The organism is Waltera acetigignens, assembly GCF_025567015.1.
In the GTDB taxonomy this organism is placed as follows: Bacteria; Bacillota; Clostridia; order Lachnospirales; family Lachnospiraceae; genus Acetatifactor; species Acetatifactor acetigignens.
In genome coordinates this window covers 32,691-56,819 of record NZ_JAOQJO010000009.1, presented here as the reverse complement: position 1 = coordinate 56,819, position 24,129 = coordinate 32,691, and the positions used below count along the sequence as shown (strand labels likewise).

18 protein-coding genes, 3 tRNA genes and 1 other annotated feature are annotated in these 24,129 nt (G+C 48.5%); of the genes, 18 read left to right on the top strand and 3 right to left on the bottom strand.

Annotated features, from left to right (window positions below; genetic code table 11):
• Positions 1 to 64: 64 nt before the first annotated feature.
• Both OCV96_RS09735 and OCV96_RS09730 read left to right on the top strand, forming a co-directional pair.
• Positions 65 to 1,297 (top strand): carboxypeptidase regulatory-like domain-containing protein, encoded by a 1,233-nt coding sequence (locus OCV96_RS09735; RefSeq protein WP_118504063.1) that lies wholly within the window; start codon positions 65 to 67, stop codon positions 1,295 to 1,297.
• 30 nt (positions 1,298 to 1,327) lie between these two features.
• On the top strand, positions 1,328 to 1,984 hold the full coding sequence (locus OCV96_RS09730; RefSeq protein WP_117466709.1) for a hypothetical protein: 657 nt from the start codon (positions 1,328 to 1,330) through the stop codon (positions 1,982 to 1,984).
• A gap of 411 nt (positions 1,985 to 2,395) precedes the next feature.
• Here the strand turns inward: OCV96_RS09730 and OCV96_RS09725 are convergent.
• The 3 genes from OCV96_RS09725 to OCV96_RS09715 all read right to left on the bottom strand — a co-directional run bounded on the left by OCV96_RS09725 (position 2,396) and on the right by OCV96_RS09715 (position 3,805).
• Positions 2,396 to 2,469: transfer RNA gene (locus OCV96_RS09725), tRNA-Met, on the bottom strand.
• A 22-nt stretch (positions 2,470 to 2,491) separates the two neighbouring features.
• Positions 2,492 to 2,564, bottom strand: a tRNA-Val gene (locus tag OCV96_RS09720).
• Positions 2,565 to 2,689: 125 nt separating this feature from the next.
• The gene (locus tag OCV96_RS09715) at positions 2,690 to 3,805 is read right to left on the bottom strand and encodes a DUF362 domain-containing protein (protein WP_262594397.1); all 1,116 of its coding nucleotides are present in this window, start codon (positions 3,803 to 3,805) and stop codon (positions 2,690 to 2,692) included.
• A 355-nt stretch (positions 3,806 to 4,160) separates the two neighbouring features.
• On the opposite strand from OCV96_RS09715, the gene OCV96_RS09710 reads away from it, so the two are divergent.
• From OCV96_RS09710 to OCV96_RS09635, 16 genes are all read left to right on the top strand, one after another.
• Positions 4,161 to 5,822: a DEAD/DEAH box helicase gene (locus tag OCV96_RS09710; RefSeq protein WP_412195671.1), complete on the top strand. Its 1,662-nt coding sequence runs from the start codon at positions 4,161 to 4,163 to the stop codon at positions 5,820 to 5,822.
• 109 nt (positions 5,823 to 5,931) lie between these two features.
• Complete coding sequence (locus OCV96_RS09705) at positions 5,932 to 7,539, top strand: hypothetical protein (RefSeq protein WP_262594396.1); 1,608 nt, start codon at positions 5,932 to 5,934, stop codon at positions 7,537 to 7,539.
• 107 nt (positions 7,540 to 7,646) lie between these two features.
• The gene (gene ispF, locus OCV96_RS09700) at positions 7,647 to 8,183 is read left to right on the top strand and encodes a 2-C-methyl-D-erythritol 2,4-cyclodiphosphate synthase (protein ID WP_022153966.1); all 537 of its coding nucleotides are present in this window, start codon (positions 7,647 to 7,649) and stop codon (positions 8,181 to 8,183) included.
• A 168-nt stretch (positions 8,184 to 8,351) separates the two neighbouring features.
• Positions 8,352 to 8,705, top strand: a complete 354-nt coding sequence (locus OCV96_RS09695; RefSeq protein WP_317239294.1) for a BlaI/MecI/CopY family transcriptional regulator — start codon at positions 8,352 to 8,354, stop codon at positions 8,703 to 8,705.
• A gap of 59 nt (positions 8,706 to 8,764) precedes the next feature.
• Positions 8,765 to 9,000, top strand: a binding site (T-box leader).
• A gap of 39 nt (positions 9,001 to 9,039) precedes the next feature.
• Complete coding sequence (gene cysE, locus OCV96_RS09690) at positions 9,040 to 9,765, top strand: serine O-acetyltransferase (RefSeq protein WP_262594394.1); 726 nt, start codon at positions 9,040 to 9,042, stop codon at positions 9,763 to 9,765.
• A gap of 2 nt (positions 9,766 to 9,767) precedes the next feature.
• On the top strand, positions 9,768 to 11,177 hold the full coding sequence (cysS, locus tag OCV96_RS09685) for a cysteine--tRNA ligase (protein ID WP_118504119.1): 1,410 nt from the start codon (positions 9,768 to 9,770) through the stop codon (positions 11,175 to 11,177).
• Positions 11,162 to 11,602, top strand: a complete 441-nt coding sequence (locus OCV96_RS09680; protein ID WP_022312152.1) for a Mini-ribonuclease 3 — start codon at positions 11,162 to 11,164, stop codon at positions 11,600 to 11,602. The genes cysS and OCV96_RS09680 overlap by 16 nt, the downstream gene beginning before the upstream one ends.
• 76 nt (positions 11,603 to 11,678) lie before the next feature.
• Entirely contained in the window at positions 11,679 to 12,422 is a 744-nt protein-coding gene (rlmB, locus tag OCV96_RS09675) for a 23S rRNA (guanosine(2251)-2'-O)-methyltransferase RlmB (protein ID WP_117466732.1), read from the top strand.
• 27 nt (positions 12,423 to 12,449) lie between these two features.
• On the top strand, positions 12,450 to 13,067 hold the full coding sequence (gene sigH, locus OCV96_RS09670; protein WP_022312154.1) for an RNA polymerase sporulation sigma factor SigH: 618 nt from the start codon (positions 12,450 to 12,452) through the stop codon (positions 13,065 to 13,067).
• Positions 13,068 to 13,267: 200 nt separating this feature from the next.
• A complete protein-coding gene (locus OCV96_RS09665) occupies positions 13,268 to 14,695 on the top strand; it encodes an efflux RND transporter periplasmic adaptor subunit (protein WP_262594393.1) in 1,428 nt (475 codons plus the stop codon).
• A gap of 13 nt (positions 14,696 to 14,708) precedes the next feature.
• Entirely contained in the window at positions 14,709 to 17,771 is a 3,063-nt protein-coding gene (locus OCV96_RS09660) for an efflux RND transporter permease subunit (protein WP_262594392.1), read from the top strand.
• Positions 17,764 to 18,399, top strand: a complete 636-nt coding sequence (locus tag OCV96_RS09655) for a TetR/AcrR family transcriptional regulator (protein ID WP_022313261.1) — start codon at positions 17,764 to 17,766, stop codon at positions 18,397 to 18,399. Before OCV96_RS09660 ends, OCV96_RS09655 begins: the two co-directional genes overlap by 8 nt.
• Positions 18,400 to 18,476: 77 nt before the next feature.
• A tRNA-Thr gene (locus OCV96_RS09650) sits at positions 18,477 to 18,549 on the top strand.
• A 191-nt stretch (positions 18,550 to 18,740) separates the two neighbouring features.
• Positions 18,741 to 19,988, top strand: a complete 1,248-nt coding sequence (locus OCV96_RS09645) for a hypothetical protein (protein WP_262594391.1) — start codon at positions 18,741 to 18,743, stop codon at positions 19,986 to 19,988.
• A 71-nt stretch (positions 19,989 to 20,059) separates the two neighbouring features.
• Positions 20,060 to 20,926 (top strand): hypothetical protein, encoded by an 867-nt coding sequence (locus OCV96_RS09640; protein ID WP_262594390.1) that lies wholly within the window; start codon positions 20,060 to 20,062, stop codon positions 20,924 to 20,926.
• Between the two features lie 84 nt (positions 20,927 to 21,010).
• Entirely contained in the window at positions 21,011 to 24,100 is a 3,090-nt protein-coding gene (locus OCV96_RS09635; RefSeq protein ID WP_262594389.1) for an AAA family ATPase, read from the top strand.
• Positions 24,101 to 24,129: the final 29 nt, after the last annotated feature.

Here is a 24,129-nt window from a genome sequence, read left to right as displayed (position 1 = left end):
TGGAGTTGGGGTGATTTTGAGCGTATAAAGTTGACACTACCTATAAAAAATGGGAGGGTGAAATATGAAGAAAAGAATAATATCTTTGGCAATTGCTGTTATGTTCGGATGCTCTATTTATACTTCTGCTATTACTACATATGCAGAAGAAGCATGTGGAGAAACGGATACTGTGAGCAAGGGAACTTTACTTTATGAGACAGAGGTAATAACACAAAAAGATTATGACGAAGGATTCCAAAATTATGCCCTTTCTGCAGCAACAGTAGACTTGGCAGTAAGTATGCACACTTTTTCCAACAATAATTTGGCAAATGTTGTCGGTGTTGTAAGAGATTATGATACAGAAGCCTTTATTCCAAATGCTACAATTTCTGTAGATGGGGAAGTTGCGGTCATTACGGGTGAAGATGGACGTTTTCAAATAAAAAATCTCCCTTCAGGAACATACGATTGGGAAATAAATGCAGCAGGGTATTTTGCGGCAAATTATAGTAATTATGATGTTGACAGTGCGGATGGAACTACAATTTTTACATTCTATATAAATGATGACTTTTCTGTTTCGCAGGATAGAGAAGAAATAATGCATGATATAGGAGGACAAACTGTACTGCCTTCTATTATAGATAGAGGAAATTTTGCAACATCATCTGTTGCCAGAGCAATGAGTTCTGTTCCGGATGTAAGCAATTCTATTGCGGTTTACTATAATAATCAAACAAAAACTGTTGATAGAGAGACATATATCTATACTGTATTATCTTCGGAACTTTACGGAAAAAGTTATTACACTGGTAAAGGACTAACTTCAACACAGGTTAGTGAATTGTATGAAGCACAGGCAGTGGCGGCAAACACCTTCTTAGAGTATGCGCTGAGTGTTTATTCGAATCATTCGGGTAAAGATTATAAGGTTTGCTCATCTTCTTGTTGTCAGGTATATGATCCTACTAAGGTTACCGAGGAGGCAATAGATGCAACGGCAAATATTTTTTATACTTCTGGAGGTAAATCTAAAACGGATATTGTAATGTATAAACCATCATCTACAACTTATGATTATATTTGGGGTGCCTTTTTCTCAAGCTGTAGTGGTAATGGAACAAAAGATCATTCTACGCAGCCTGCTTTGAAAGCTGTAAGTTGCACAGATATTGCAACTGGTGCGGGAGGACATCGTTACGGGCTATGTCAAATGGGTGCCGCATTGCGTGCAAAAAATGGTGATTCCGCATCGAATATTTTGTTGTATTATTACACTGATTGCAGGATCATATCCTGCACATTAAAATAGAAAATGTGCCAGAAAGAGATTAAGACGAGTATGGGTAAGATGAAAAATAAGGTTTTGCCGGTCTCTGTTCTTGTGTTGTTTATGCTGATGTGCATCAATGCGTGTGGAATATCGAAATCCAGGGATAGTGCTGATATGGTCTCAGAGCTTAATAACAGGATTATAGAAAAGGTAGCAGAGAATTACGAAGAAGGTAACATCAGTGCATTAGATATTGTTATAGTTCGGATTGATTTTGGTTCTTTCTCGCAAGATAATGCCAGTGAAATATTCGTGTTATGCAAGATTTTGAATACCCCTCATGTTGCAGGATTGGATAAAACGGTGGGTATCCTTTTAGATGCTGATTCATTAGAAATGGTAGCATATAAGGAGTTTGCGGCTGATAAAGTAGTTATAAACTGTATTCAAGCGAGTGACGGACAAAGCAGAATATTGGTATCAAAAACCACAACATATCAAGGAATATCAACACAGGAAATTCAGCTTTTAGCTGTCGAAGGCAGTCAATGGGTAGAAATTCCGATAGATGCGCTAAAGATCATTGGAGATGAATCTTTTTATTATATGGATATAGTAGATGATTTGATTATTGTGGCATCTGAGGATAAATTGATAAGTTCTGAAGAAATCGTAGCAGTATTAAAGTGGAACCCTGAGACAGAGCAGTTTGTTTTGGAACAGTAACGGGTTTGGCGGTGTGCAAGTCCAAATTATTAAATAACAATGTGCATAAAGAAAAGCGGAAATCTGGCTATATTAGATGAAATCACCATGACCACTAATTCCTTTGTCTATCAGAATGCTGAAAGCGGTGATGCTAAAGTTTAATTTTTATTTAAAACCGTATTTTCCAAAGAGGGAAGAAGTTCGGCAACCGTAACTTTTTCCACGGAGTCAGCTTTCGTACCTTTTGTTTTAGGCTTCTTAACCCTGGTTTTAAGAGGAGAAAACCGGCGCATTTTAAACTCTGGTTTAACCATTATCACCGTCAGAAATCCAGAAGTAAACAAAAGTAAACATATTATTTGATACTTTGAGAAATCAAAAAAATCGGAAACGCTGTATTTATCAGCATTTCCGACCCTTTTAACCTAATAGCGAGAGGGGGATTCGAACCCTCGACACTGCGGGTATGAACCGCATGCTCTAGCCAACTGAGCTATCTCGCCATATGACCAACCGAAGTTGGAATGGAACCTATAGGGCTCGAACCTATGACCCTCTGCTTGTAAGGCAGATGCTCTCCCAGCTGAGCTAAGATTCCATTTCGTTGCTCTCGCAACCGACCTGTTCAGTATACAATGCGTGTCCCACTTTGTCAACACGTTTTTTGATATTTTTGTAAAAATTTTGTATGCAATTAGAACAATAATAGCAAAAAGCAGGAAATTACAGGGCTTTCTTTACACTGATAGCCTTCATGGGGCACATTTCCTGACAACAGAAGCAGGAGATGCAGCCTTTTCTCTTGAATTTCGCCTTGCGATTTTCGATTCTGATGACATGTGCCGGACAGCTTTCCGCACATTTTCCGCATCCCACGCATTTCTCCGGGGTCAGCTGCGGATAGGATTTCAACAGTCGGGAAGCCACGAACATGAAAGGCTTGCGTAAAAATTTCGGCACACCGTTGGTAAAATCTAATTTTATGGTATCCGGCTTCTGAAAAGGAGATAAGCCTTCCGGAACCGGATCTCCCACAAGCGCCAACTCCTTAGGGCGAGCCAGACCTTTTTCCAGTGCCTGACGCAGCATGACGATCTCTGTAGGTTCTAATCCCATAAGTTTTGCGGCGAAGCAGTCCTGGGTATAGAAATCTTTTGCCGCCAGCAGCATATGCAAAGGATGCGAAGTGCCGCCGGTGGGACCGTTACCCTCCATGGCATCAATGGCGTCAATGACGGTGAGATTGGGAGCTACGGTCTGAGCCAGTTCTAAGAGCATGTTGGAGAAATCTTCGATCTCCGGCCAGCGGTAGTGCATCTGGGGCTTTTCCAGACCGGGGATGGTGCCGAAGAGATTCTTGATGCCGCCGGAATAGCCGGTCATGGCATGGGTCTTCAGTTTACAGATATTAATGATATAATCGGCTTCCACGATAGGAGTGATCAGGTGGAAACTGTGATTTTTAAATCCTGCCGGACAATTTACGGTCTGTGCGGAAAAGTCCATGTTGAGTTCAGCACCTTCGCCCAGAGTATCCATGCCGCATACGTGATATACGTGTTTCATGGCTTCGGCATTGTAGAGACCGCCGGAACTTTCCGCAATGGTGATGTGCTGCATGCCCTGCTCTCGCAGCCACCTGATCACAGCTTTTATGACCAGAGGGTGGGTCGTGGCGGGAAAATCCGGGGATTTCGCCATGACGAGGTTGGGCTTGATGACGATCTTCATCTCCGGGCGTAAATCTGTGGCGATGTGCAGCGCCTCCATGCTTTTGCAGATGGCGGGATAGATCAGTTCTTCGTTATATTCCGGTACGATGTGTAATGTCTGTATCATAAAATCTCCATTCTGCCGCCGAACGGCATAAATAGTAATGCGAAATTTAGGTTATTCTGCTTTGGAAGCATTACTTTTTATTATATGGTAAACGAAATCACTTGTTTTTTCAATGCTTCCGTGCTATACTACGAAATGTTGTTGAGATTTGATGGAAGAAATCAGAAGCGCATCGCAATGATTTCTTTTTTTGTGCAACAATTCAGAACCAAGGTGATTTTCATGAAGATGCGATTTTGCGAATGAAGTTCTGAAGGTTGCCACGATTTTGAATTTAAAGGAGTATTTCGTGAGTTATTTTTTGGAAAATGAAGAAGTGAACGAAGCAGTAGAAGAAGTGAAAGCGCAGGACGGCATTGCCTCCATCGAGCCGTTGCTGGACAACCGTATTGTCCGTGCGATCCGGGAGATGGGGTTTGAAAAGCTGTCTCCGATCCAGGAGCAGGCGATTCCCTATTTATTACAGGGGGAGGACATCATCGGACAGGCCCAGACCGGTACGGGCAAGACTGCTGCATTCGGCATTCCGGCGATCCAGCACATTAATCCGGATGTGAAAAAGTTACAGACCATTATCTTGTGCCCCACCAGAGAACTGGCGATCCAGGCAGCGGAAGAACTGCGGAAAATCGCAAAATACATGCACGGCATTAAGGTACTGCCGGTCTACGGAGGACAGGATATCAGCCGTCAGATCGCGGGACTGCGGGGCGTACAGATTATCGTGGGAACCCCGGGACGTGTCATGGACCATATGCGCAGACGCACTATTAAGCTGGATCTGGTGAACATGGTGGTATTGGATGAGGCAGATGAGATGCTGAACATGGGCTTCCGTGAGGACATGGAGCTGATCTTGGGACAGATTCCCGGAGAGCACCAGACCGCACTGTTCTCCGCTACCATGCCGAAGCCGATCCTGGAGATCACGGACCGGTTCCAGAAGGATGCAAAAATAGTAAAAGTAGCGGCAAAAGAACTGACGATTCCGTTGGTATCCCAGAAATTCTACCGTGTGAAAAATCAGGACAAGGATGCAGCCTGTGTAAGACTGTTAGAGTACTATCAGCCGAAGCTGACCCTGATCTTCTGTAATACGAAGAAAAAGGTGGACGAACTGGCGGATCTGTTGAAGCAGCAGGGCTTTCAGGCAGAAGGGCTGCATGGCGATCTGTCCCAGGCACAGCGTGATGTGGCCATGAACCGTTTCCGTAACGGCGGAGCCAGCATTCTGATCGCTACGGATGTGGCAGCCAGAGGGATTGATGTGGATGATGTGGAAGCTGTCATCAATTACGATATTCCACAGGATATTGAGTACTATGTGCACCGTATCGGCAGAACCGGCCGTGCCGGCAGAAAGGGCAGATCCTTTACTTTTGCCAACAGCAGGGAAATTGGCAAGATCCGTGAGATCGAGAGAGTCTGTCATACCACCATTACCGAGAAAAAGCTTCCCGGAGCTGCGAAGGTGCTGAAAGCGAAAGCAGACAAATATCTGAACAAGGCATGGGAACTGCATGAGCATGAAGACATCGAGCTGATGAAGAGCTTTTTACAGCGGAAAATGGAAGAGGAAGGCTGTGATGCACTGGAGTTGGCAGCTGCCATGCTGAAATTACAGGTCGGCGACAAGGGCGAGGAGATCGCCGCAGATGAATATACAAAGCGTGGCAATCGTTTCGGGGACAGAGGCCGATCCGGCAGAGACGGTGGTGAAGGCCGCAGTTTCGGCAGAGGCGACGGAAGACGGAAGTTTGGCCGTGAAGACGGGGACCGCAGAAGATTCGGTCGCGGTGACAGAGACCGCAGGGACGACGACAATACCGTTTCCGGCGAGAACAGAAGACACCGCAGAGACGAGAACCGCGAGGACGGAAGAAAATGGGGCGGCCGCGACAAAAAGGCAGCGGACCGTAAATACTCCGGGGACAGAGCGGAGAGAGAAGTAAAAAAGAGAAAGAAGCGGGAAGAGCCGGGCATCGGCAACAGCTTCCCCAAGAGAAAAAAATCTTAAGTAGATGAGGAATTTTATGTATTTGCCGCAAAAGCCGCAGTTGTGCTTTTGCGGCAAATCGTGTATAGTTAGGGAAGAATGCATAGGCACTAACAGAAAGGTCTGCGGTATGAAAACACTGAAAAAACAGATACCATATATTTTGCTGGGAGCGACGCTTTTGCTCCTGCTTGGCTTGAATATCATCAGCCAGGATCACTGGCTGGATTCCGATATGGCGGCAGAGATGATCTTTTCCAGGATCCTTGCGGGGGAGCATCAGATGATTTCGACGACGAACTGGTATTATTCCACGGAGTTCCGTGTGCTGTATACACAGCTGATCATGGGACCGCTGTTCCGGATCTGCAACAACTGGCATGTGATCCGCACGATCACGAATCTGGTGTTTTACGGGCTGATGCTGGCTTCCTATTATTATTTTATGAAGCCGTTAAAAGTATCGCGCGGGCTTACGGTGTTAAGCTCCTGTCTGTTGCTTCTGCCTTTTTCCGAGACCATGATGACACACATGCAAATGGGCAATACCTACATGTCCCATGTGATTCTGGTGTTGTGGTTCTTCGGTATGTACCTGCGGCTGTGCAGTGGAGAATACAGTACAAAACGCAAGATCAGCCTGTGGATCTTCTATGTGCTGCTGGCTATTGTCTGTGGAATGTCCGGCGTACGTTACCTGCTGGCATTACAGTGCCCGTTGGTACTGACTTCTTTTTTCTATTTGTTGGGTGGAGAGGAGTTCCAGAGTTTCCGGGGAGAGATGACAAAGGCGCATTTTCGTGCCTTGCTGCCTACGACCCGGATGAAATATTTTCTCTACAGTGTAGTGGGAGCGTTTTTCGCAGTAGCGGGCTACGGCATTAATGTGGTATGGATCAGCCATAAATATGTGTTCCAGACCTACGGTGCCACGAATTTCATCGCTCTGTACCACGGGGTGCTGTTTGACCGGATCCAGAATGCAGCAGGCTGTCTGTTAATGCTTTTTGGTTATATTCCCGACAAGGGCTTTTTATCCCTGCGTGGTATTGTGACCATGGCGGCTTTCGCAATGCTGGGCATCTACGGATATGTTACGGTGAAGAGCGGAAAGACGGAGCAGAGTACAGGATTTCGCAGCCTGATCACACTTTTCCTGAAAGTCAGCTTTGTACTGAATCTGTTTGTGTTTATTTTCACCACCAGTACCATGGTGCCACGGTATTATATTACGATTTTTATTTTTGCACTGCCGGTATTGTGCTTTTATCTGGAAGAGGAGCAAATGCCATTTGACCGTCTGGCGGTGACGGCGCTGCTTACAATCTGTCTGATCCTTGGTACGGGTAAAACGGTGATGTCTTTCCTGACGGTGGACAAGAACGAAACGAAGCGTCCCGTGGCGCAGTTCCTTGCGGAAAACGGGTATGATTTTGGCTTTGCTACTTATAATAATGCCAATATCATTACAGAGCTTACCAATGGCGAAGTGGAGATCGGCAACATCGGAGATCCCGAACATCTGGAATATTTCAAGTGGTCTTCTCCCATGAAATATTATGAGGAAGGGTATCATACCGGGGAGACATTCTTGCTTCTGACGTCGGAGGAATGTGCGGAATATGCAGAGGCTCCGGCATTAAAGCAGGGCGAAAAGGTATATGAGGACGGCATTTATACCGTCTATCTATTCGACAGCACGGAGGAACTGATGAACTGTGCTGTGGCGAGACAATAATGATAGAGATTTAGTATATTGCGGACGGCATTGGCACCCGGCACTGGCCGCAACGGGACAGTCGGTACTTTTTGAAAAAGGATAACGTCTGCGGAAAGGTTGTAAATATGAGAATCGGAATGGGATATGACGTACACCGTCTGGTGGAGGGAAGAGACCTGATCATCGGTGGCGTGAAAATACCTTATGAAAAGGGGCTCCTGGGACATTCGGATGCGGATGTCCTGCTCCATGCCATCATGGATGCGCTGTTGGGAGCAGCGGCGCTGGGGGATATCGGGAAACATTTCCCGGATACAGATCCGGCATACAAGGGTATTTCTTCCATAAAATTGCTGGAAAAAGTGGGCGAGCTGCTGGAAGAGAATCATGTGTTTATCGAAAATATCGATGCGACGATCATTGCACAGGCACCGAAGATGCGCCCGCATATCGATACCATGCGGGAAAATATCGCGAAAGCCCTGCTGATCGATGTGGGACAGGTCAATGTGAAGGCTACCACGGAGGAAGGACTGGGATTCACCGGCAGCGGAGAGGGAATCTCCTCTCAGGCAATCTGTCTGGTGACTACGCCGTTTGATCTTACGGCACAGGCGATGCAGGGCGGCTGCGGAAGCTGCAGCGGATGCCCGAAGAGCTGATAATTTCGGAAAATAAGAACTTGACAAATAGGTCGATAGGATATAGACTTTAATTAGAACAAGGTCTGTATACTATCGACCTTTTATAATGTGATGAGTGCAAAAAAAGCCAATAGGATTGCATAATTGGCAAGTGCTGGATTAAGAAGGATACAAGGAGGAATGGGAATGTATCAGATGACGGAGACAGAATACAAATTTGCTGAGCTGATCTGGGAGGAGGAACCCATCGGTTCCGGAGAACTGGTAAAACAGTGCGCGGAGAAGTTCGGCTGGAAGAAATCCACTACCTATACGTTTATTAAAAAGCTTTGTGAGAACGGTATTTTCAAAAATGAGAATGCCATCGTATCTTCCGTATTGAATAAGGAGGAATACCACAGAGCCCAGGGGGATGCTTTCGTGGAGAAGGCTTATGGCGGTTCGCTGCCGAAGATGATCGCAGCATTTATCCAGAGCAAGAAGCTCAGCGCAGCGCAGATCGCTGAGATCGAAGCTATGATCGAGGATTATAAGGGGTAAGGGGTTGACAAAACCCGTATTTTTGCATATCTTATTTAGTAGGAATTATCATTTATAGAATAAAGGCATGGAACAGGAAAAGTACTTTTAGGTAGGACGCCAGAGAGAAGCCGTTAGAAGCTGGGAGCGGCTTTCGTCCGAGGAAAAGGAAGTGCGCCTGTGAGCTGATCCGGGGAACGTTAACAAAAGTATCCGGATCCGGTGAGCACCCGTTATGTGCGTGACGCCATAGGCGTAAGAGTGAAGGGCATCGTCCCTTAAGTAGAGTGGAACCGCGGATAAATTCGTCTCTAAGAGAAGAGTTTGTTCGCGGTATTTTTTTCGAGGTGAGAACATGGGCATCATCAAAAATTTAAAAGAAGAAGTCCGTATTATCAAGGAACGTGATCCGGCGATCCATTCTTCCATGGAGGTACTTTTGTATCCCAGTTTCAAGGTCATGATCCATTACCGACTGGCTCACAAGCTATATGTGAGCGGGCATTATTTCTGGGCCAGATATATTTCCCAGCGTGGTGTACGTAAGACGGGCATTGAGATCCATCCCGGCGCGCAGATCGGCAAGGGATTTTTCATTGATCACGGCAACGGTGTCATCATTGGTGAGACTACCATTATCGGCGATAATGTGACCCTGTATCAGGGAGTGACACTGGGAGGAACTGGCAAGGAGCACGGCAAGCGTCATCCGACCATCGGCAACAACGTCATGATCAGTGCGGGTGCGAAAGTACTGGGTTCCTTTACCATCGGAGATAATTCGAAGATCGGTGCCGGAAGCGTGGTCTTAAGTGAAGTGCCCCCCGGATCCACGGTCGTGGGTGTACCGGGACGCGTAGTAAAGCGTAACAACGCAAGCCTCCCCCAGGAGACCATGAACCAGACAGATCTCCCCGATCCGGTGCGGGAAGATATCACGGTATTGCAGCGTGAGAACTCCGAACTGACCAACCGCGTGCTGGAGATGGAAGATGAACTGAAACAGCTGCGCAGGCTGGTGGTAATGAGCGAAGAAGCGAAAACTGATAATACAGTTAAGACAGGAAAGGATAAATCATGAGTATTCAAATCTACAACACTTTAAGCAAGAGAAAAGAAGAATTTAAGCCCCTGGAGCCGGGAAAGGTAAAAATGTATGTCTGCGGGCCTACCGTATACAACCTGATCCACATCGGCAATGCCCGCCCCATGATCGTATTTGATACGGTGCGCCGTTACATGGAATACAAGGGTTACGAAGTAAACTATGTATCCAACTTCACAGACGTGGATGACAAGATCATCAAGAAGGCCAATGAAGAGGGTGTGGAGCCCAGCGTGATCTCCGAGCGCTATATCGCAGAGTGCAAAAAAGACATGGAGGGAATGAATATCAAGCCCGCTACCAAGAACCCTAAGGCTACCGAGGAGATCGGCGGCATGTTGGATATGATCCAGACTCTAATCGACAAGGGGCATGCGTATCCTGCAGCGGATGGTACGGTATATTTCCGGACCAGAAGCTTCAAGGACTACGGCAAGTTGTCTCACAAGAACCTGGACGATCTGCAGGGCGGTAACCGTTCCCTGTTAGTCTCCGGTGAAGATCAGAAGGAAGATCCCCTGGATTTCGTATTGTGGAAGCCGAAGAAAGAAGGCGAGCCTTACTGGGATTCCTGCTGGTGTCAGGGCCGTCCCGGCTGGCACATCGAGTGCTCTGTTATGAGTAAGCGTTATCTGGGTGAGGAGATAGATATTCATGCCGGTGGCGAAGATCTGATCTTCCCTCATCACGAGAATGAGATCGCACAGTCCGAGGCAGCCAATGACAAGCCTTTTGCAAGATACTGGATGCACAATGCCTTCCTGAACATTGACAACCGCAAGATGTCCAAGTCTCTGGGCAACTTCTTTACTGTTCGTGAGATCTCCGAAAAATATGATCTGCAGGTACTTCGTTTCTTCATGCTGTCCGCACATTACAGAAGCCCGCTGAATTTCAGTGCCGATCTGATGGAAGCAGCAAAGAACGGCTACGAGAGAATCGTTACCAGCGTGGATAACCTGAAGTTCCTGCTGGAAAAGGCAGCAGATGCCGAAATGTCCGAAGAAGAGAAGCAGTTAGTTACCGAGGCACAGGGCTTTGAGACCAAATTCGATGAAGCTATGGACGATGATTTCAACACTGCGGATGCGCTGGCGGCTATCTTCGAGCTGGTAAAATTCGTCAACTCCAATGCGAAAGCAGACAGCAGCAAGGCATTTCTGGAGGCTCTGAAACAGGAAATCGTGACTCTGTCCGATATCTGTGGACTGATCGTAGACAAGAAAGCGGAAATGTTGGACAGCGATATCGAGGCACTGATTGAAGAGCGTCAGGCAGCCAGAAAGGCGAAGAATTTCGCAAGAGCCGACGAGATCCGTGACGAGCTGTTAGCCAAAGGCATTGTGCTGGAAGATACCAGAGAGGGTGTAAAATGGAAGAGAGCATAACCCTTCTTACGAAAATAAAGGAAGCATTTGCCTGCGAAGGACAGGATGTCCGGGCGTATTCTCCGCTGACACTGGCCTATATCGGAGACGGGATTTATGAGCTGGTGATCCGCAGCGTGGTGGTGGAGAGAGCTAACCGTTCCGCCAATGATCTGCATAAAAAGACGACACGTTATGTAAAGGCACCGGCGCAGTCTGCCATGATCGAGGCACTGCTTCCGGAACTGACGGAGGAAGAGGAAGCGGTGTACCGCAGAGGACGCAACGCCAAATCCTACACCACCGCGAAAAACGCTTCCGTGGCAGATTACCGCAGAGCTACCGGTTTTGAAGCACTGATGGGCTATCTGTACCTGACGGGACAGATCGACCGGATGCTGCAGTTGATCAAAGACGGCATCCGTCTGGCAGGCATGGAACTGTAATAAAAATTTCGAGAGCTTGAAAAGCGAAGAAATCGTTTATAAAACGATACAGAAATTCACAATAGAAAGGACAGACATGGGATATCAGGAATTTACCATAGAAGGCAGAAATGCCGTGATCGAGGCCTATCGTGCGGGCAAACCCATTGACAAGCTGTTTATTCTGGATGGCTGTCAGGATGGCCCCATGATGACTATTAAAAGAGAAGCAAAAAAACATGACACGTTAGTAAAATATGTGACTAAGGAGCGTCTGGATCAATTATCCGAGACCGGAAAGCATCAGGGAGTTATCGCCTATGCGGCCGCTTACGAGTATGCAGAGGTGGACGATATTCTGGAAGCAGCAAGAAAAAAGGGCGAGCCGCCTTTTATTTTCCTGCTGGATAATATCGAGGATCCACACAATCTGGGAGCTATCATCCGTACCGCCAATCTGGCAGGAGCCCACGGTGTCATCATTCCGAAGAACCGCGCAGCAGGACTGACCGCGACGGTAGCCAGAACCTCCGCGGGAGCGCTGAACTATACGCCGGTAGCAAAGGTGACGAATCTGGCCAAGACCATTGAAGAACTGAAAAAGGAAGGACTGTGGTTCGTGTGCGCCGATATGGGCGGTACCACCATGTATGATCTGAATCTCAAAGGCCCCATTGGTCTGGTCATCGGCAATGAAGGTGAGGGCGTAGGACGTCTGGTGAAGGAAAAATGCGATATGGTGGCATCCATTCCCATGAAGGGGGATATCGATTCCCTCAATGCTTCCGTGGCAACAGGCGTACTGGCTTATGAGATCGTGCGTCAGAGATTACAGGCGTAATATAGGAGTGGAAAAAAAGGGGAAAGCATGGCAGAGCATTTCAAATATGAAGAGATGACGGATGAAGAACTCATCGACCAGCTGCGGGAAGGTGACAGACAGGTGATGGATTACATCTGCGACAAGTATAAAAATCTGGTGCGAAGCAAGGCAAAATCCATGTATATTCTGGGCGGAGACAGCGAAGATCTGATCCAGGAAGGGATGATCGGGCTGTTCAAGGCAGTGCGGGATTATGACTGCGGCAGAGATGCCAGCTTTTATACCTTTGCAGATCTGTGTATCAGCAGACAGATGTACACGGCAGTGCAGGCTTCCAAGCGCCTGAAGCACTCACCGCTCAACAGCTATGTATCTCTGTATGAGCGAAGCAGCGAGGGCACGGACAATGAGGAGAAAAATCTTATTGAGGCTCTGGCAGCCAGAACCCAGATGAGTCCGGAGGAACTGTTCCTGGACAAGGAGCGGGTGGAAGATCTGGAGAGAGCTATTGAGACAGAACTCAGCAGCTTTGAAAAACAGGTGCTGGATTTGTACCTGACGGGAATGAGCTATACCCAGATCGCCAAGGTGCTGGGAAGAGACGAAAAGTCTACGGACAATGCCTTACAGCGTCTGAAGAGCAAAATCCGGAGACTGGTGTGATGCAAAATAATGAGAGAAGAGAACACATTCTTGAAAAAATTTTTCAGGAATGTGTTTTTTATAGTTTTTTAATAGAATCTGCAGAGTTGGAATATTGACTTAAAACCCGGCATAGGAGTATACTGCAAATGCTGACCGACCGGCCGGTCGGTTAATAAAGCAAATACATATTCATAACTATTCAGAAAGGCGAAAAGATCATGCACAATACATGGAAAAGAAATTGCAGCGTCGGAATGGCGTTGTTGATGGGAGGCAGCCTGTTGCTCGGAGGCTGTGGCAGCAATGCGGTGCAGGACACTGCGGAGACCTCTGCGGTCGTTGTAGATATGGAGCAGGCTCAGACCGGAAAACTGACCCTGCAGAACAGCTTTGTGGGGACGGTTTCTCCCCAGGAGCTGGTCTATGTCATTCCCTTTGCCTCCGGCACGGTGACGGATACTTATTTTGAGGTGGGGGATCAGGTCAATGCCGGGGATGTTCTGTTCAAGATCGATGATTCCGCAGCAAAATTACAGTTAGAACAGGCGCAGCTCAGTGCGGCCAATGTAAGGCAGCAGGCAGACAGTGCCCTGACCACCCAGCAGGAATCCGCCAATATCCAGATGGATAGCAGCAGAGTGCAGGCACAGTCCGGGTATGATCAGGCACAGATCGCGTATGTCCAGGCGAAAAATGCCTATGACCAGAACTATGATGATCTTTCAGATCAGATCGACGCATGCAATGCAAATATTACACAGCTGGAAAATGCCATAAAAGCAGCGTCATCCAGTGTGAGCGGCGGAAATGCGTCAAGTGTTGTGCAGATGAAGACGCAGATCGAGACACTGAAAGGAACGAAGAAACAGCTGGAGTCCAGCAGAAATTCTCTGGTGGCCGGATTACAGCAGGCGGAATCCGCTTACAATGCAGCAAAGAGCAGCATGAATATTGTGGATCGTTCCCAGGCATTGTCCCAGGGACAGGCACTGGAGGATACGAAGAAGCAACTGTCCACCAGTGAACAGCTGGCAAATGTGGGCGTGGAAAGTGCGGAACTGGCATTATCCTACTACACTGTCAAGGCTCCCATCTCCGGTACAATCCAGAGCAAGGGAGTGGAAGTCAACGGCATTGCCGGAAGCAGCAATCCTGCGTACACCATTGCCAATGAAAATATGATGACCGTGACTTTTCAGGTCAGCGAAGCTGTGAAAAATACACTGACCATGGGGCAGGAAGTGACCGTGGAGCGGGGAACCACCAGCTACGCCGGCAGCATCACCGAAATCGGTGTGGCAGTGAATCAGCAGACCGGCCTGTTCCAGATCAAGGCAGCGGTAAATGCCAATGGCAGCGATCTGCCCAGCGGTGTATCCGTGAAGCTGACTACCGATACCTATCATACGAACGACAGTGCGGTGCTGATCCCTTATGATGCAGTGTACTATGATAATACCGGTTCTTATGTATACTTAAGTGTGGACGGCAAGGCCGTGAAGACCTATGTGACCACAGATCTGTTTGATGATACACAGATTTCTGTTACTGAGGGAATACAGCCCGGAGATACCGTGATCACCAGCTGGTCTCCCAAGCTGATGAACGGTGTGGAAGTCACCGCACCGGTGAAGGCAGAAGAGTAGGGGAGGCAGCAGAATGAATTTGACAAAGCTAGCTCTGAAAAGACCGGTGTCCTGTTTCCTTGTGATCCTGGCACTGGCAGTATTCGGCATCAGCTCCATTTTTGGTTTCAAGATGGAACTGACGCCCGACATTGAGATGCCCATGCTCATTGTCATGGCTACCTATCCCGGCGCAGACCCGGAGAGCGTGGATGAACTCGTGGCATCCGTTATCGAAGATTCCGGTTCCACCCTGAGCGGTGTGGATTCCGTGAATTCCTATTCCTTTGAAAATTATTGTATGGTCTTGTTCACCTATGAATATGGTGTGGATATTGATGAATGCCACAATGATCTGCGTGCCGCCATGGAGACTGCAAAGTTGAGTCTGCCGGATGACGTGGATCAGCCTACTATCATCGAAATGAACATGAACAGTATGGATGTCATGACGATCTCTGCGGTGGAAAAGGGTGATGTGGACCTGTTAAAAGTAGTCAACGAAGCTGTGGTTCCGGAGCTGGAATCCCTGTCCAGTGTGGCACAGGTATCCGTCACCGGTGGTTCCGAGGATTATATCAAAGTAGAACTCAATGAGACCCTGATGAAGCAGTACGGTCTGAACATGTCCACGGTGGCACAGATGCTGGGAACCGTAGACTTTACTTATCCTGCAGGCAGCGTGACCCAGGGCAGTCAGGACATCAGCGTGGCGACGTCCATGGAGTACAATACCGTACAGAAGCTGCGTGAGATGCCACTGATGACCACCAAGGGACAGGTCATTACTTTGCAGGACATTGCAAATGTTACTACGGCATCCAAGGATGCCACCAGTATCAGCCGTTACAACGGACAGGACAATGTCAGCATCGGCATTAAGAACAAAAGTAGTGCCGGTACGGTAAATGCCTGCAAGGATGTGAAGGAAAAATTACAACAGATCCAGGCGGAGAACCCGGCCATCGAATTTGAAGTTACTTATGATGCCAGTTCCTCCATTATCAGCTCCCTGACCAGTGTAGCCGAGACCCTGTTATTGGGTGTTGTATTGACCATGGCGGTGCTGTTCCTATTCTTTGGCGATTTCAAGGCCAGCCTGATCGTCGGAGCCTCCATGCCCATTTCCCTGTTCCTGACTCTGATCCTTATGAGCATGATGGGATTCTCCATGAACATTGTAACACTGGGATCTCTGGTCATTGCCATCGGTATGATGGTAGACGCTTCCATCGTTGTGATCGAGAGCTGTTTCCGAAGACAGAAGAGTACACCGGATCTGAAACAGGCAGCCTTAGAGGGAACGAAGGAAGTGACGGCTTCTATTATCGCTTCCACCATCACCACCATCGTGGTATATCTGCCGCTGGCCACTATGAAGGGCCTGTCCGGACAGATGTTTGAGCAGCTGGGATTCACCATTGTATTTGCCATGCTGGCATCCCTGATCGCAGCTATGATGCTGGTACCGTTGTTCTACACAGTATTTAAACCGAAGGAAAAAGAAAATCTGCCCATCGATAAGCTGTTGAAGAAATTTACCACATGGTATCAGAAGATCCTGCGGAAGCTGATGAAGCGCAGAAAGACTGTCGTTGGTGTGGCTGTGGCGCTGATGATCGGCACGGTTCTGCTGGCAGGAACGCTGGACATGGAGCTGATTCCTGCAGCGGATGAAGGAGTCGTGGCGGTTACGGTGAATTTCCGTTCCGGTACCACACTGGAAAAAGAGGATGAAGCACTGAAGCTGTGGGAACAGATCGCTGAAGAGGAACCGGATGTGGAATTCTATTCCGTATCCATCAGCGGCTCCAGTGCAACCCTTACCGCAGATCTCATCAAGAAGAGAACCCTGACTACAGCACAGATAGTAGATAAATGGAATGAGATTGCAGCCGGTATGACGGATATGGATGTTACGGTAACATCTTCCGGCAGCAGTATGAGCTCCATGATGAGCACCAGCAGCTATGAGATCGATTTACAGGGTAATGACAGGGCAGAACTGGCACAGGCCGCAGAAGACCTGCAGGCAGAGATCGAGAAGATTGACGGTGTCGTAAAGACAGAAAACTCTCTGGTCAACTCTACGACGTTGGCCAAGGTAGTGGTAGATCCTCTCAAGGCAATGCAGTACGGACTGACACCCATTCAGGTCGGCATGACTATCCATAATGTATTAAGCGGGATGAATCCGTTGACGATCACCAATGATGGTTCGGAGTATGCGGTATGGCTGGAATATCCGGAAGGAAGCTATGATGATCTGAACCTGCTGATGGATCTGGGACTGGATACTTCTTTTGGCACCGTGGTACCGTTAAGAGATATTGCAGAGATCAATTACGCACAGAGTCAGGAGACCATCATGAAGCAGGACGGTCTGTATCAGGTCAGCGTGACGTCCACTATGACCTCCGAGAAGATATTTGATGCCCAGAATGCTATCAACGATCTGGTGGATCACACGGTATTCCCGGATTCTGTAACCCCGGCAGACAGTATGATGACTGGAATGATGAACGATGAGTTGCAGGCATTGTTGCAGGCAATTCTGGTAGCTACATTCCTGGTATTCCTGGTGATGGCAATGCAGTTTGAATCCCCCAGATTCTCCTTCATGGTCATGATGTGTATTCCTTTTGCACTGATCGGATCCTTCCTGCTGTTGTTCATTACGCAAAGTACCATTAGTATGGTATCCCTGATGGGATTTCTGATGTTGATGGGTATTGTGGTAAATAACGGTATTCTGTTCGTGGATTCCGCAAATATGCTGCGGGAAGAGGGAATGTCCACTGAGGATGCGCTGGTGGCTTCCGGAAGTACCCGTCTGCGTCCTATCCTGATGACGACATTGACAACGATCCTGTCCATGATCCCCATGGGACTGGGACTGGGCGATAACGGTGTCATGATGCAGGGAATGGCACTGGTTATCATCGGCGGTCTGACGGCTTCCACGATCCTGACCCTGATCCTGATCCCGACCTTCTATCTGATCTTCGATAAGCGGAGCAGACAGGAGAGAAGAGCGGCTAAGAAGCTGGCAAAATCTCAAAGATCTGGAAAAACGGGGGATGCGGAAAATGAGTAAAATAACCGGATTGGAGGCACCGAACCAGGTGCCTCCCAAGGTGACCGCCATGTACCGGGCCGTCAGCACACTTTTGCGGGAGGACAAGGATATCTCGGAAATGAGCGTGTCCATGATCACCGGGCTGGCGGGCATTGGCAAGGGAACTGCTTATGAATATTTTGATTCCAAGGAAGAGATCATTGTCTGTGCCCTGTTGTATGAAATCCGTACAGTAACGGAGCAGGCTTCCCATCAGATTCAGACCTGTCCGGATCTGGAGACCCAGATCCACAGAATGCTTTTGCTGGTGGAAGAACATTCCCAGTGTGTGGATGCCATCATGGCGTTTCTGCATCTGCTGACGGATCATTCCAAGGAGGGAAATCTTCTGCGGCAACGGATAGCGGAACAGAAGGAAAACGGGCCCGTGGATCTTCTGGTCCGCCAGATCATAGACAGTGCACGGGCGAAAGGAGAACTGCGGGAGGACATTCCGCTGTCTTATATTACCAATGCGCTGTTAGCTCGGATGATTTCCTATCTGATGTACCAGTGCCACCATATCGGTGATGATATGCCCCCAGAAGAGATGCGCAGACTGGTTACCGAAAGCATAATGAATGAATTGTGCAAAAAAAATATATAATTTAAAATAATTCTATTGACAAAGTGAGATACCTTTGATAAAATGTAACACGGTGATTGCGTTAGCAGTCACGTGATGCTGCTGTGGCTCAGTCGGTAGAGCGTCGCATTGGTAGTGCGGAGGTCACGGGTCCGATTCCCGTCAGCAGCTCTTTTGAAAAGCGTGGAAACCTTGAAAATACAAGGTTTCCACTTTTTTTGTGTGCCTGAAAGTTTGCAGACGATGGTAGACAAGCAGAATAAACCAGATGTACACTTGCACGGGCCAACGATTCAGCTTACAATATAAAATAGTAAATTTATGTTCGGACACAAACTAACCCGGTCAGATGAGGAAAACGTATGGAGAAACTGCACAGAGTATGTAAAAATTTCACACGTCATGACAAGAAGACCCGTACGATCCTGCTGTGCGAGATGCTGGAGTACACGAATGTATTTTTGGAGGCGGCATTCCGGGCGGAGGGGTATTCCTTCGAGACTTTAAAGAACCCGGTGAAGGACCGCACTCTGGCACTTCGCTATATCAGTAACGACTATTGCTATCCGACGGTATTGATCCTTGCACAGTTCCTGGAATATCTGGAAAGCGGGGAACGGGATCCGGAGGAGATCGCTTTTATGGAGCCGCAGGCGGGCGGTGCCTGCAGAGCCGGGAATATCTACAATCTGCTCCAGAGAGTGTTGTACCGCATGGTAGAGCAGGGACAGCTGGAGTATGCCCAGATTCCCGTAATCTCCCTGAACCTCATGGGAGAAGAAAAACATACAGGCTTTCGCATTACTCCGTCACTGTTGTCCGGTGGGATTGCTGCCGGATGCTATGGCGATCTGATCATGTGCCTGTACCAGCAGGTGAAGCCCTACGAACAGAATCCGGGAGAGACGGACCGCATCCGCAGTCAGGTGGAAAAGAAACTGTGCGAGAGCATTCGGAGACACAGGAACGGACGGCACACCAGAGAGAAAAATTACCGGTATGCCTGCGAAGTATTTTCGAAGGTACCGGTGAAACCCGGGAAGAAAAAGAGAGTTGGCATCACCGGTGAGATCTATATGAAATATTCGAAACTGGGAAATGATGATATCGAAAGTTTTCTGCTCCGGCAGGGAATGGAGCCTTACAGTGGTGGTTTCGTCAACTACTGTCTGTATTTGGTGGATACAGAGCGGTATAAGGCAGAAAAGTACCAGCACAATCCCATCATGGCGAAAGCCTGTGCCTTTGTGCTCCACCGGTTGTGTGAGGCACAAAAACATCTGCTTACGGTGATCGGGGAGACAGACCGGTTCCAGACGGATCTGCCGTTCCCAGAACTGAAGGAGAAAGTGCAGGGGATTCTGGCGGAGGGCTGCAATACCGGTGACGGCTGGCTGATTGCCGCAGAGGTGATACAATATGTGGAAAAAGGCTGTGGCAGTGTGCTGATCCTGCATCCATTCGGATGTCTGGTCAGTCATGTCTGCGAGCGGGGGATTTTGCAGCGGCTGCATGCCCGTTTTCCGGATGTCAGTATCCAGACCATAGAGTATGATTACGACCAGAGCAAGACCCTCAGAGAAAGCCGCATTTTATTGGCAATTTCCTAGGTTGGCAGCAGGTGCAGAACGTGGTACAATAAAACAGAAACTATTGCAACGTGTATTTTCAGGAGGGGAACATGAAGATAAAATGCGACTGGTGTGGCAGCTGGATCAACGATTTTGATCAGGTCTGCCCGAACTGTGGCGGTGTCAACAACAATTACAACCGCCATGCCAACGGTGTACCACAGACAATCGAGGAACTGAAAGCCTGGGCGAAGGAGATGAATCTTCCGCTACAGGACATGCGGACCTTTATCGGAGAGGATTACAAGGGCGCGAAAGCCTTCGGTATTTACAAGGATGAGACCGATGGCACCTTCGTAGTCTATAAGAATAAAGAGGACGGTACCCGGGCAGTACGTTACAAGGGAACCGATGAAGCCTATGCGGTCAACGAACTTTACCAGAAGATGAAGGAAAGAGTAGCTGTACAGAAGGCACATCAGCAGCCGAAAACTGCGGCACCTGCCAGCCGCCCAACCAAAGATTACACCGCCTATAATAAGAAAAGAGCCCGGAGCAAAAAGATAGAAAAAACGGTTCTGACAATTTTCTGCCTGATCATGGCAGCATTGTCTCTGGTGGCGATTTTTACAGGCGCCTATTCTATCTGGCAGATTGACAACAGACCGGATAACGGCTATTACACCTATGAGGATCAGAACTATTACTATTATCATGGGAACTGGTACGAATGGGAGAATGATTCCTGGCGCTATGCACCGGATGAATCCTGGATGGAAAGTGATTACGAGAGTTACTATGATTCCTACAGCTATGACAGCGGTGCGGAATATGATAATTTTCAGGATTCTTCTTACTACAGTACCTATGATGACAGCAGTTATGACAGTGACTGGGACGATGACAGCTGGGATTCCGGATGGGATTCCAATGACAGTTGGGACTCAGGATACGATGACTGGGGCTCTGACTGGTAAAATGTGATTTAGAATACATACAAAGGAAGTCTTCGACAGACTTCCTTTGCTTTTTCTTTTTTATGGTTTTGAACAGGAGAGAATATGAGCAGTTTACCAGGCATTACGAGGCAGGATGAGGAAAAAAGATTACAGCATACGTTAGAGATCGCACAGCGCAAGGTGGATGCCAACAGGCAGAGTGTACAGGCTCTGGCGGAAGAACTGCATGCCATGCAGGAGGAATTCGACGAGAACGACAAGGAAGCCCAGGCCCTGTGGCACAATGCGGATGCCCGCTTCAAGTTCGTGAATCAGGATCTGCGCCGGGCGGAACAGGCGAGGAAAAAGCCCTACTTTGGCAGAATCGATTTCCGGGACAAAAAACTGAAAAAAAACGAGGTCTACTATATCGGCAGAAGTGTCATTGCGGATAACCCGGCAGAACCGGAGGTCATCGACTGGAGAGCACCCATTGCCAGCGTATATTACGATGCCGCTCTGGGGGATGTCTCTTATTCCGTAAAGGGGGAGGGAAAATACGACATCACCCTGTCGCGGAAGCGCACCTATGAGATCGAAAATGATGAGCTGAAGGACTTCTACGATTCGGATGTGGTGGCCAACGATGAACTGCTGACAAAATATCTGGCGCGGAACAAAAAGGCGGTGCTGGGCGAGATCATTGCCACAATCCAGCAGGAGCAGAACGAAGTCATCCGCAAAAAGCCCCAGCACAACATGATCGTACAGGGAGCGGCGGGCTCCGGCAAGACCACAGTGGCCATGCACCGTATTTCCTACATCCTGTACAACTACGAGCAGGAGTTTGCACCGGAAGATTTTTATATTGTGGGAAGCAATCAGGTGCTCTTAAACTATATAACGGGAGTGCTGCCGGAACTGAATGTTTACGGTGTCTCCCAGATGACCATGGAGCAGTTGTTCGTAAGGCTTTTGTACGAGGACTGGGACAAGTCCTGGCAGATCAAGCCGGTGGTAAAAGGTGTGACCCCGGCGGTGAAGGGAACTCTTGTCTGGTTTAAGGAGCTGGAGAATTTCTGCCTGCGTTACGAATACCGCGCGATACCCAGAGAGGACGTGGTGATCGAAAAGACTGGCAAAGTGCTGCTGGACCGGGCCACCATTGCACGCTTATTGAAAGAGACAAAGGATCTGTCCCGGGCGGACAAAATCAGCAGACTGACGGATTATCTGATGGCACGGCTGGAAAATGAGCTGAGCGGAAAATATTATTCCTATACCCAGCCGGAAAAGCAGAAGCTCAAGCATTATTATGAGACCTATTTCGGAAAAAGGGAATGGAAGGGCTCTGTGGCGGAACTCTACGAACAGTTCCTGAAGGAAGAGCAGGAGAAAGATTTCACGGTCGAGGTGCCGGAAGGTGGCTACGATGTCTATGATCTGGCGGCCATGGCCTACCTCTACAAGCGCATCAAGGAGGACACGGTGATCCGGGAGGCGGGGCATGTGGTCATTGATGAAGCCCAGGATTTCGGCATGATGGCCTATGCGTCTTTAAAATATTGTCTGAGCAAATGTACCTATACGATCATGGGAGATGTGGCCCAGAATATTTCCGACCGCTACGGTCTCAACGACTGGACGGAACTGCGGAAATTGATGCTGCCTGGAGAGTTTGATTATTTCGGCATTTTGCAGAAAAGCTACCGTAACACGGTGGAAATCTCGGAGTTTGCCACGGACATTCTGTATCACGGAAGCTTTCCGGTCTATTCGGTGGAGCCCATCATACGTCATGGGGAACCGGTCACGGTGAAAAAATGTGTGGATTTTACAGAGCAGGTGACACAGGCGGAGCAGATCATCAAAGCATGGCAGAGCAAGGGGCTGGATACCATTGCCGTAGTCTGCATTGACGAAGCGGAGGCGGAAAAAGTAACAGCAGCCTTACAGGGCAGCGTGGAACTGAATACCGGAGATGCGGGAAAATGGGAGATCGGCGAGGGCGTCATGGTACTTCCGTTAAAATACACCAAAGGCCTGGAATTCGATGCAGTACTGATCTTCAACGCTTCGGAGGAAGATTACCCGGTGGAAGACGGGTATGTGAAGCAGCTGTACGTGGCAGCCACCCGAGCCCTGCATGAACTGACGGTGCTGTACCGGGGGAAACTCACCGGACTGATCGCAGATCCGGTATCCCCAGAGCAGAAGCAGAGAATGCGCCTTGCCGCAGATGCCCAGAAGAAGCCGGTGAAAACGGTGGTAAAACAGGCAGAGCCGGAGAAGACAAAAGAAGAGATCTACAGACAGAGGGCACAGGAAGCGGAAAAGGAACGTGTGGCCAGAGAGCGTTACGGCCCAAAGAAGATCATCGTGACAAGAAACAGTCAGGGGACAACAGACGGCGCTACACCGAAGAAAGCAGGAAAGTCAGGGGGACCTGAATCGAGGCGGACGGGACAGCCGTCACCTGCGAAAGTATACGGGGCAGGAAACGGCAATGCTGGCAGAGCAACCGGCAGACAGGAGCCGCGGATGATAGAAAATAACGGTGAGTACGGCGATATGCCGGATGCCAAAACACTGATGCCCGCCGGACATTCCAGGATCGACTGCGCTGTGCGCATGGTCATGAAGGGCAAGGGCTATGTGGATCTTTTGAGTAGTTACGGAACCTTGCGGATCACACCCCTTGCGGTGGATCTGTTCCGGATTTGTTTTGCCAAAGGGCAGTGTCGTGAATTCCCGAAAGCGGCGGTGACGGCAGCAGGAGACCTCAGATGCACGGTGCGGGAGAATCCTTCCCTGGTGGAAATTACAGCGGGATATGCTCAGATCCGTGTGGATAAAAAGACGGGAGCATTGACATTTTTAAATACACAGGGTAAGATTCTGCTGACGGAACGAAGCAGAGAACCAAGGCAACTCGGAGAGAAAAAGAACTGGAGCTTTTTTGAATGGAAAAAGGACGAGGCTCTGATCGCCGGAGGGATTGGGGCACCGAAACCTTTGAAGATAGGTAATTCCGCTGCTTATTTTTCCTACGGAAGAGCGGATGACAGATATCCGGGGCTGGCTTCGTCTAAAGGATATGAGATGATCTTCCCTGCGGGAAGCAGGGTATTGTGCTGCAACATAGCCATGTACGGAACTTATATTTCCATGGAAGAGACAGATATCATCGATTACTATTTACGCGCAAAATGATGGGGATCATCGGTATGGGTAACAATCTG

Excerpts from the sequence above, each read along its gene's own strand:
- OCV96_RS09635 (WP_262594389.1), top strand. The coding sequence starts at position 21,011 with ATGAGCAGTTTACCAGGCATTACGAGGCAGGATGAGGAAAAAAGATTA.
- OCV96_RS09660 (WP_262594392.1), top strand. The coding sequence starts at position 14,709 with ATGAATTTGACAAAGCTAGCTCTGAAAAGACCGGTGTCCTGTTTCCTT.
- OCV96_RS09695 (WP_317239294.1), top strand. The coding sequence starts at position 8,352 with ATGTATCAGATGACGGAGACAGAATACAAATTTGCTGAGCTGATCTGG.
- OCV96_RS09640 (WP_262594390.1), top strand. The coding sequence starts at position 20,060 with ATGAAGATAAAATGCGACTGGTGTGGCAGCTGGATCAACGATTTTGAT.
- OCV96_RS09735 (WP_118504063.1), top strand. The coding sequence starts at position 65 with ATGAAGAAAAGAATAATATCTTTGGCAATTGCTGTTATGTTCGGATGC.
- cysE (WP_262594394.1), top strand. The coding sequence starts at position 9,040 with ATGGGCATCATCAAAAATTTAAAAGAAGAAGTCCGTATTATCAAGGAA.
- OCV96_RS09655 (WP_022313261.1), top strand. The coding sequence starts at position 17,764 with ATGAGTAAAATAACCGGATTGGAGGCACCGAACCAGGTGCCTCCCAAG.
- OCV96_RS09705 (WP_262594396.1), top strand. The coding sequence starts at position 5,932 with ATGAAAACACTGAAAAAACAGATACCATATATTTTGCTGGGAGCGACG.
- OCV96_RS09680 (WP_022312152.1), top strand. The coding sequence starts at position 11,162 with ATGGAAGAGAGCATAACCCTTCTTACGAAAATAAAGGAAGCATTTGCC.
- rlmB (WP_117466732.1), top strand. The coding sequence starts at position 11,679 with ATGGGATATCAGGAATTTACCATAGAAGGCAGAAATGCCGTGATCGAG.
- OCV96_RS09645 (WP_262594391.1), top strand. The coding sequence starts at position 18,741 with ATGGAGAAACTGCACAGAGTATGTAAAAATTTCACACGTCATGACAAG.
- OCV96_RS09665 (WP_262594393.1), top strand. The coding sequence starts at position 13,268 with ATGCACAATACATGGAAAAGAAATTGCAGCGTCGGAATGGCGTTGTTG.
- OCV96_RS09730 (WP_117466709.1), top strand. The coding sequence starts at position 1,328 with ATGGGTAAGATGAAAAATAAGGTTTTGCCGGTCTCTGTTCTTGTGTTG.
- OCV96_RS09715 (WP_262594397.1), bottom strand. The coding sequence starts at position 3,805 with ATGATACAGACATTACACATCGTACCGGAATATAACGAAGAACTGATC.
- sigH (WP_022312154.1), top strand. The coding sequence starts at position 12,450 with ATGGCAGAGCATTTCAAATATGAAGAGATGACGGATGAAGAACTCATC.
- ispF (WP_022153966.1), top strand. The coding sequence starts at position 7,647 with ATGAGAATCGGAATGGGATATGACGTACACCGTCTGGTGGAGGGAAGA.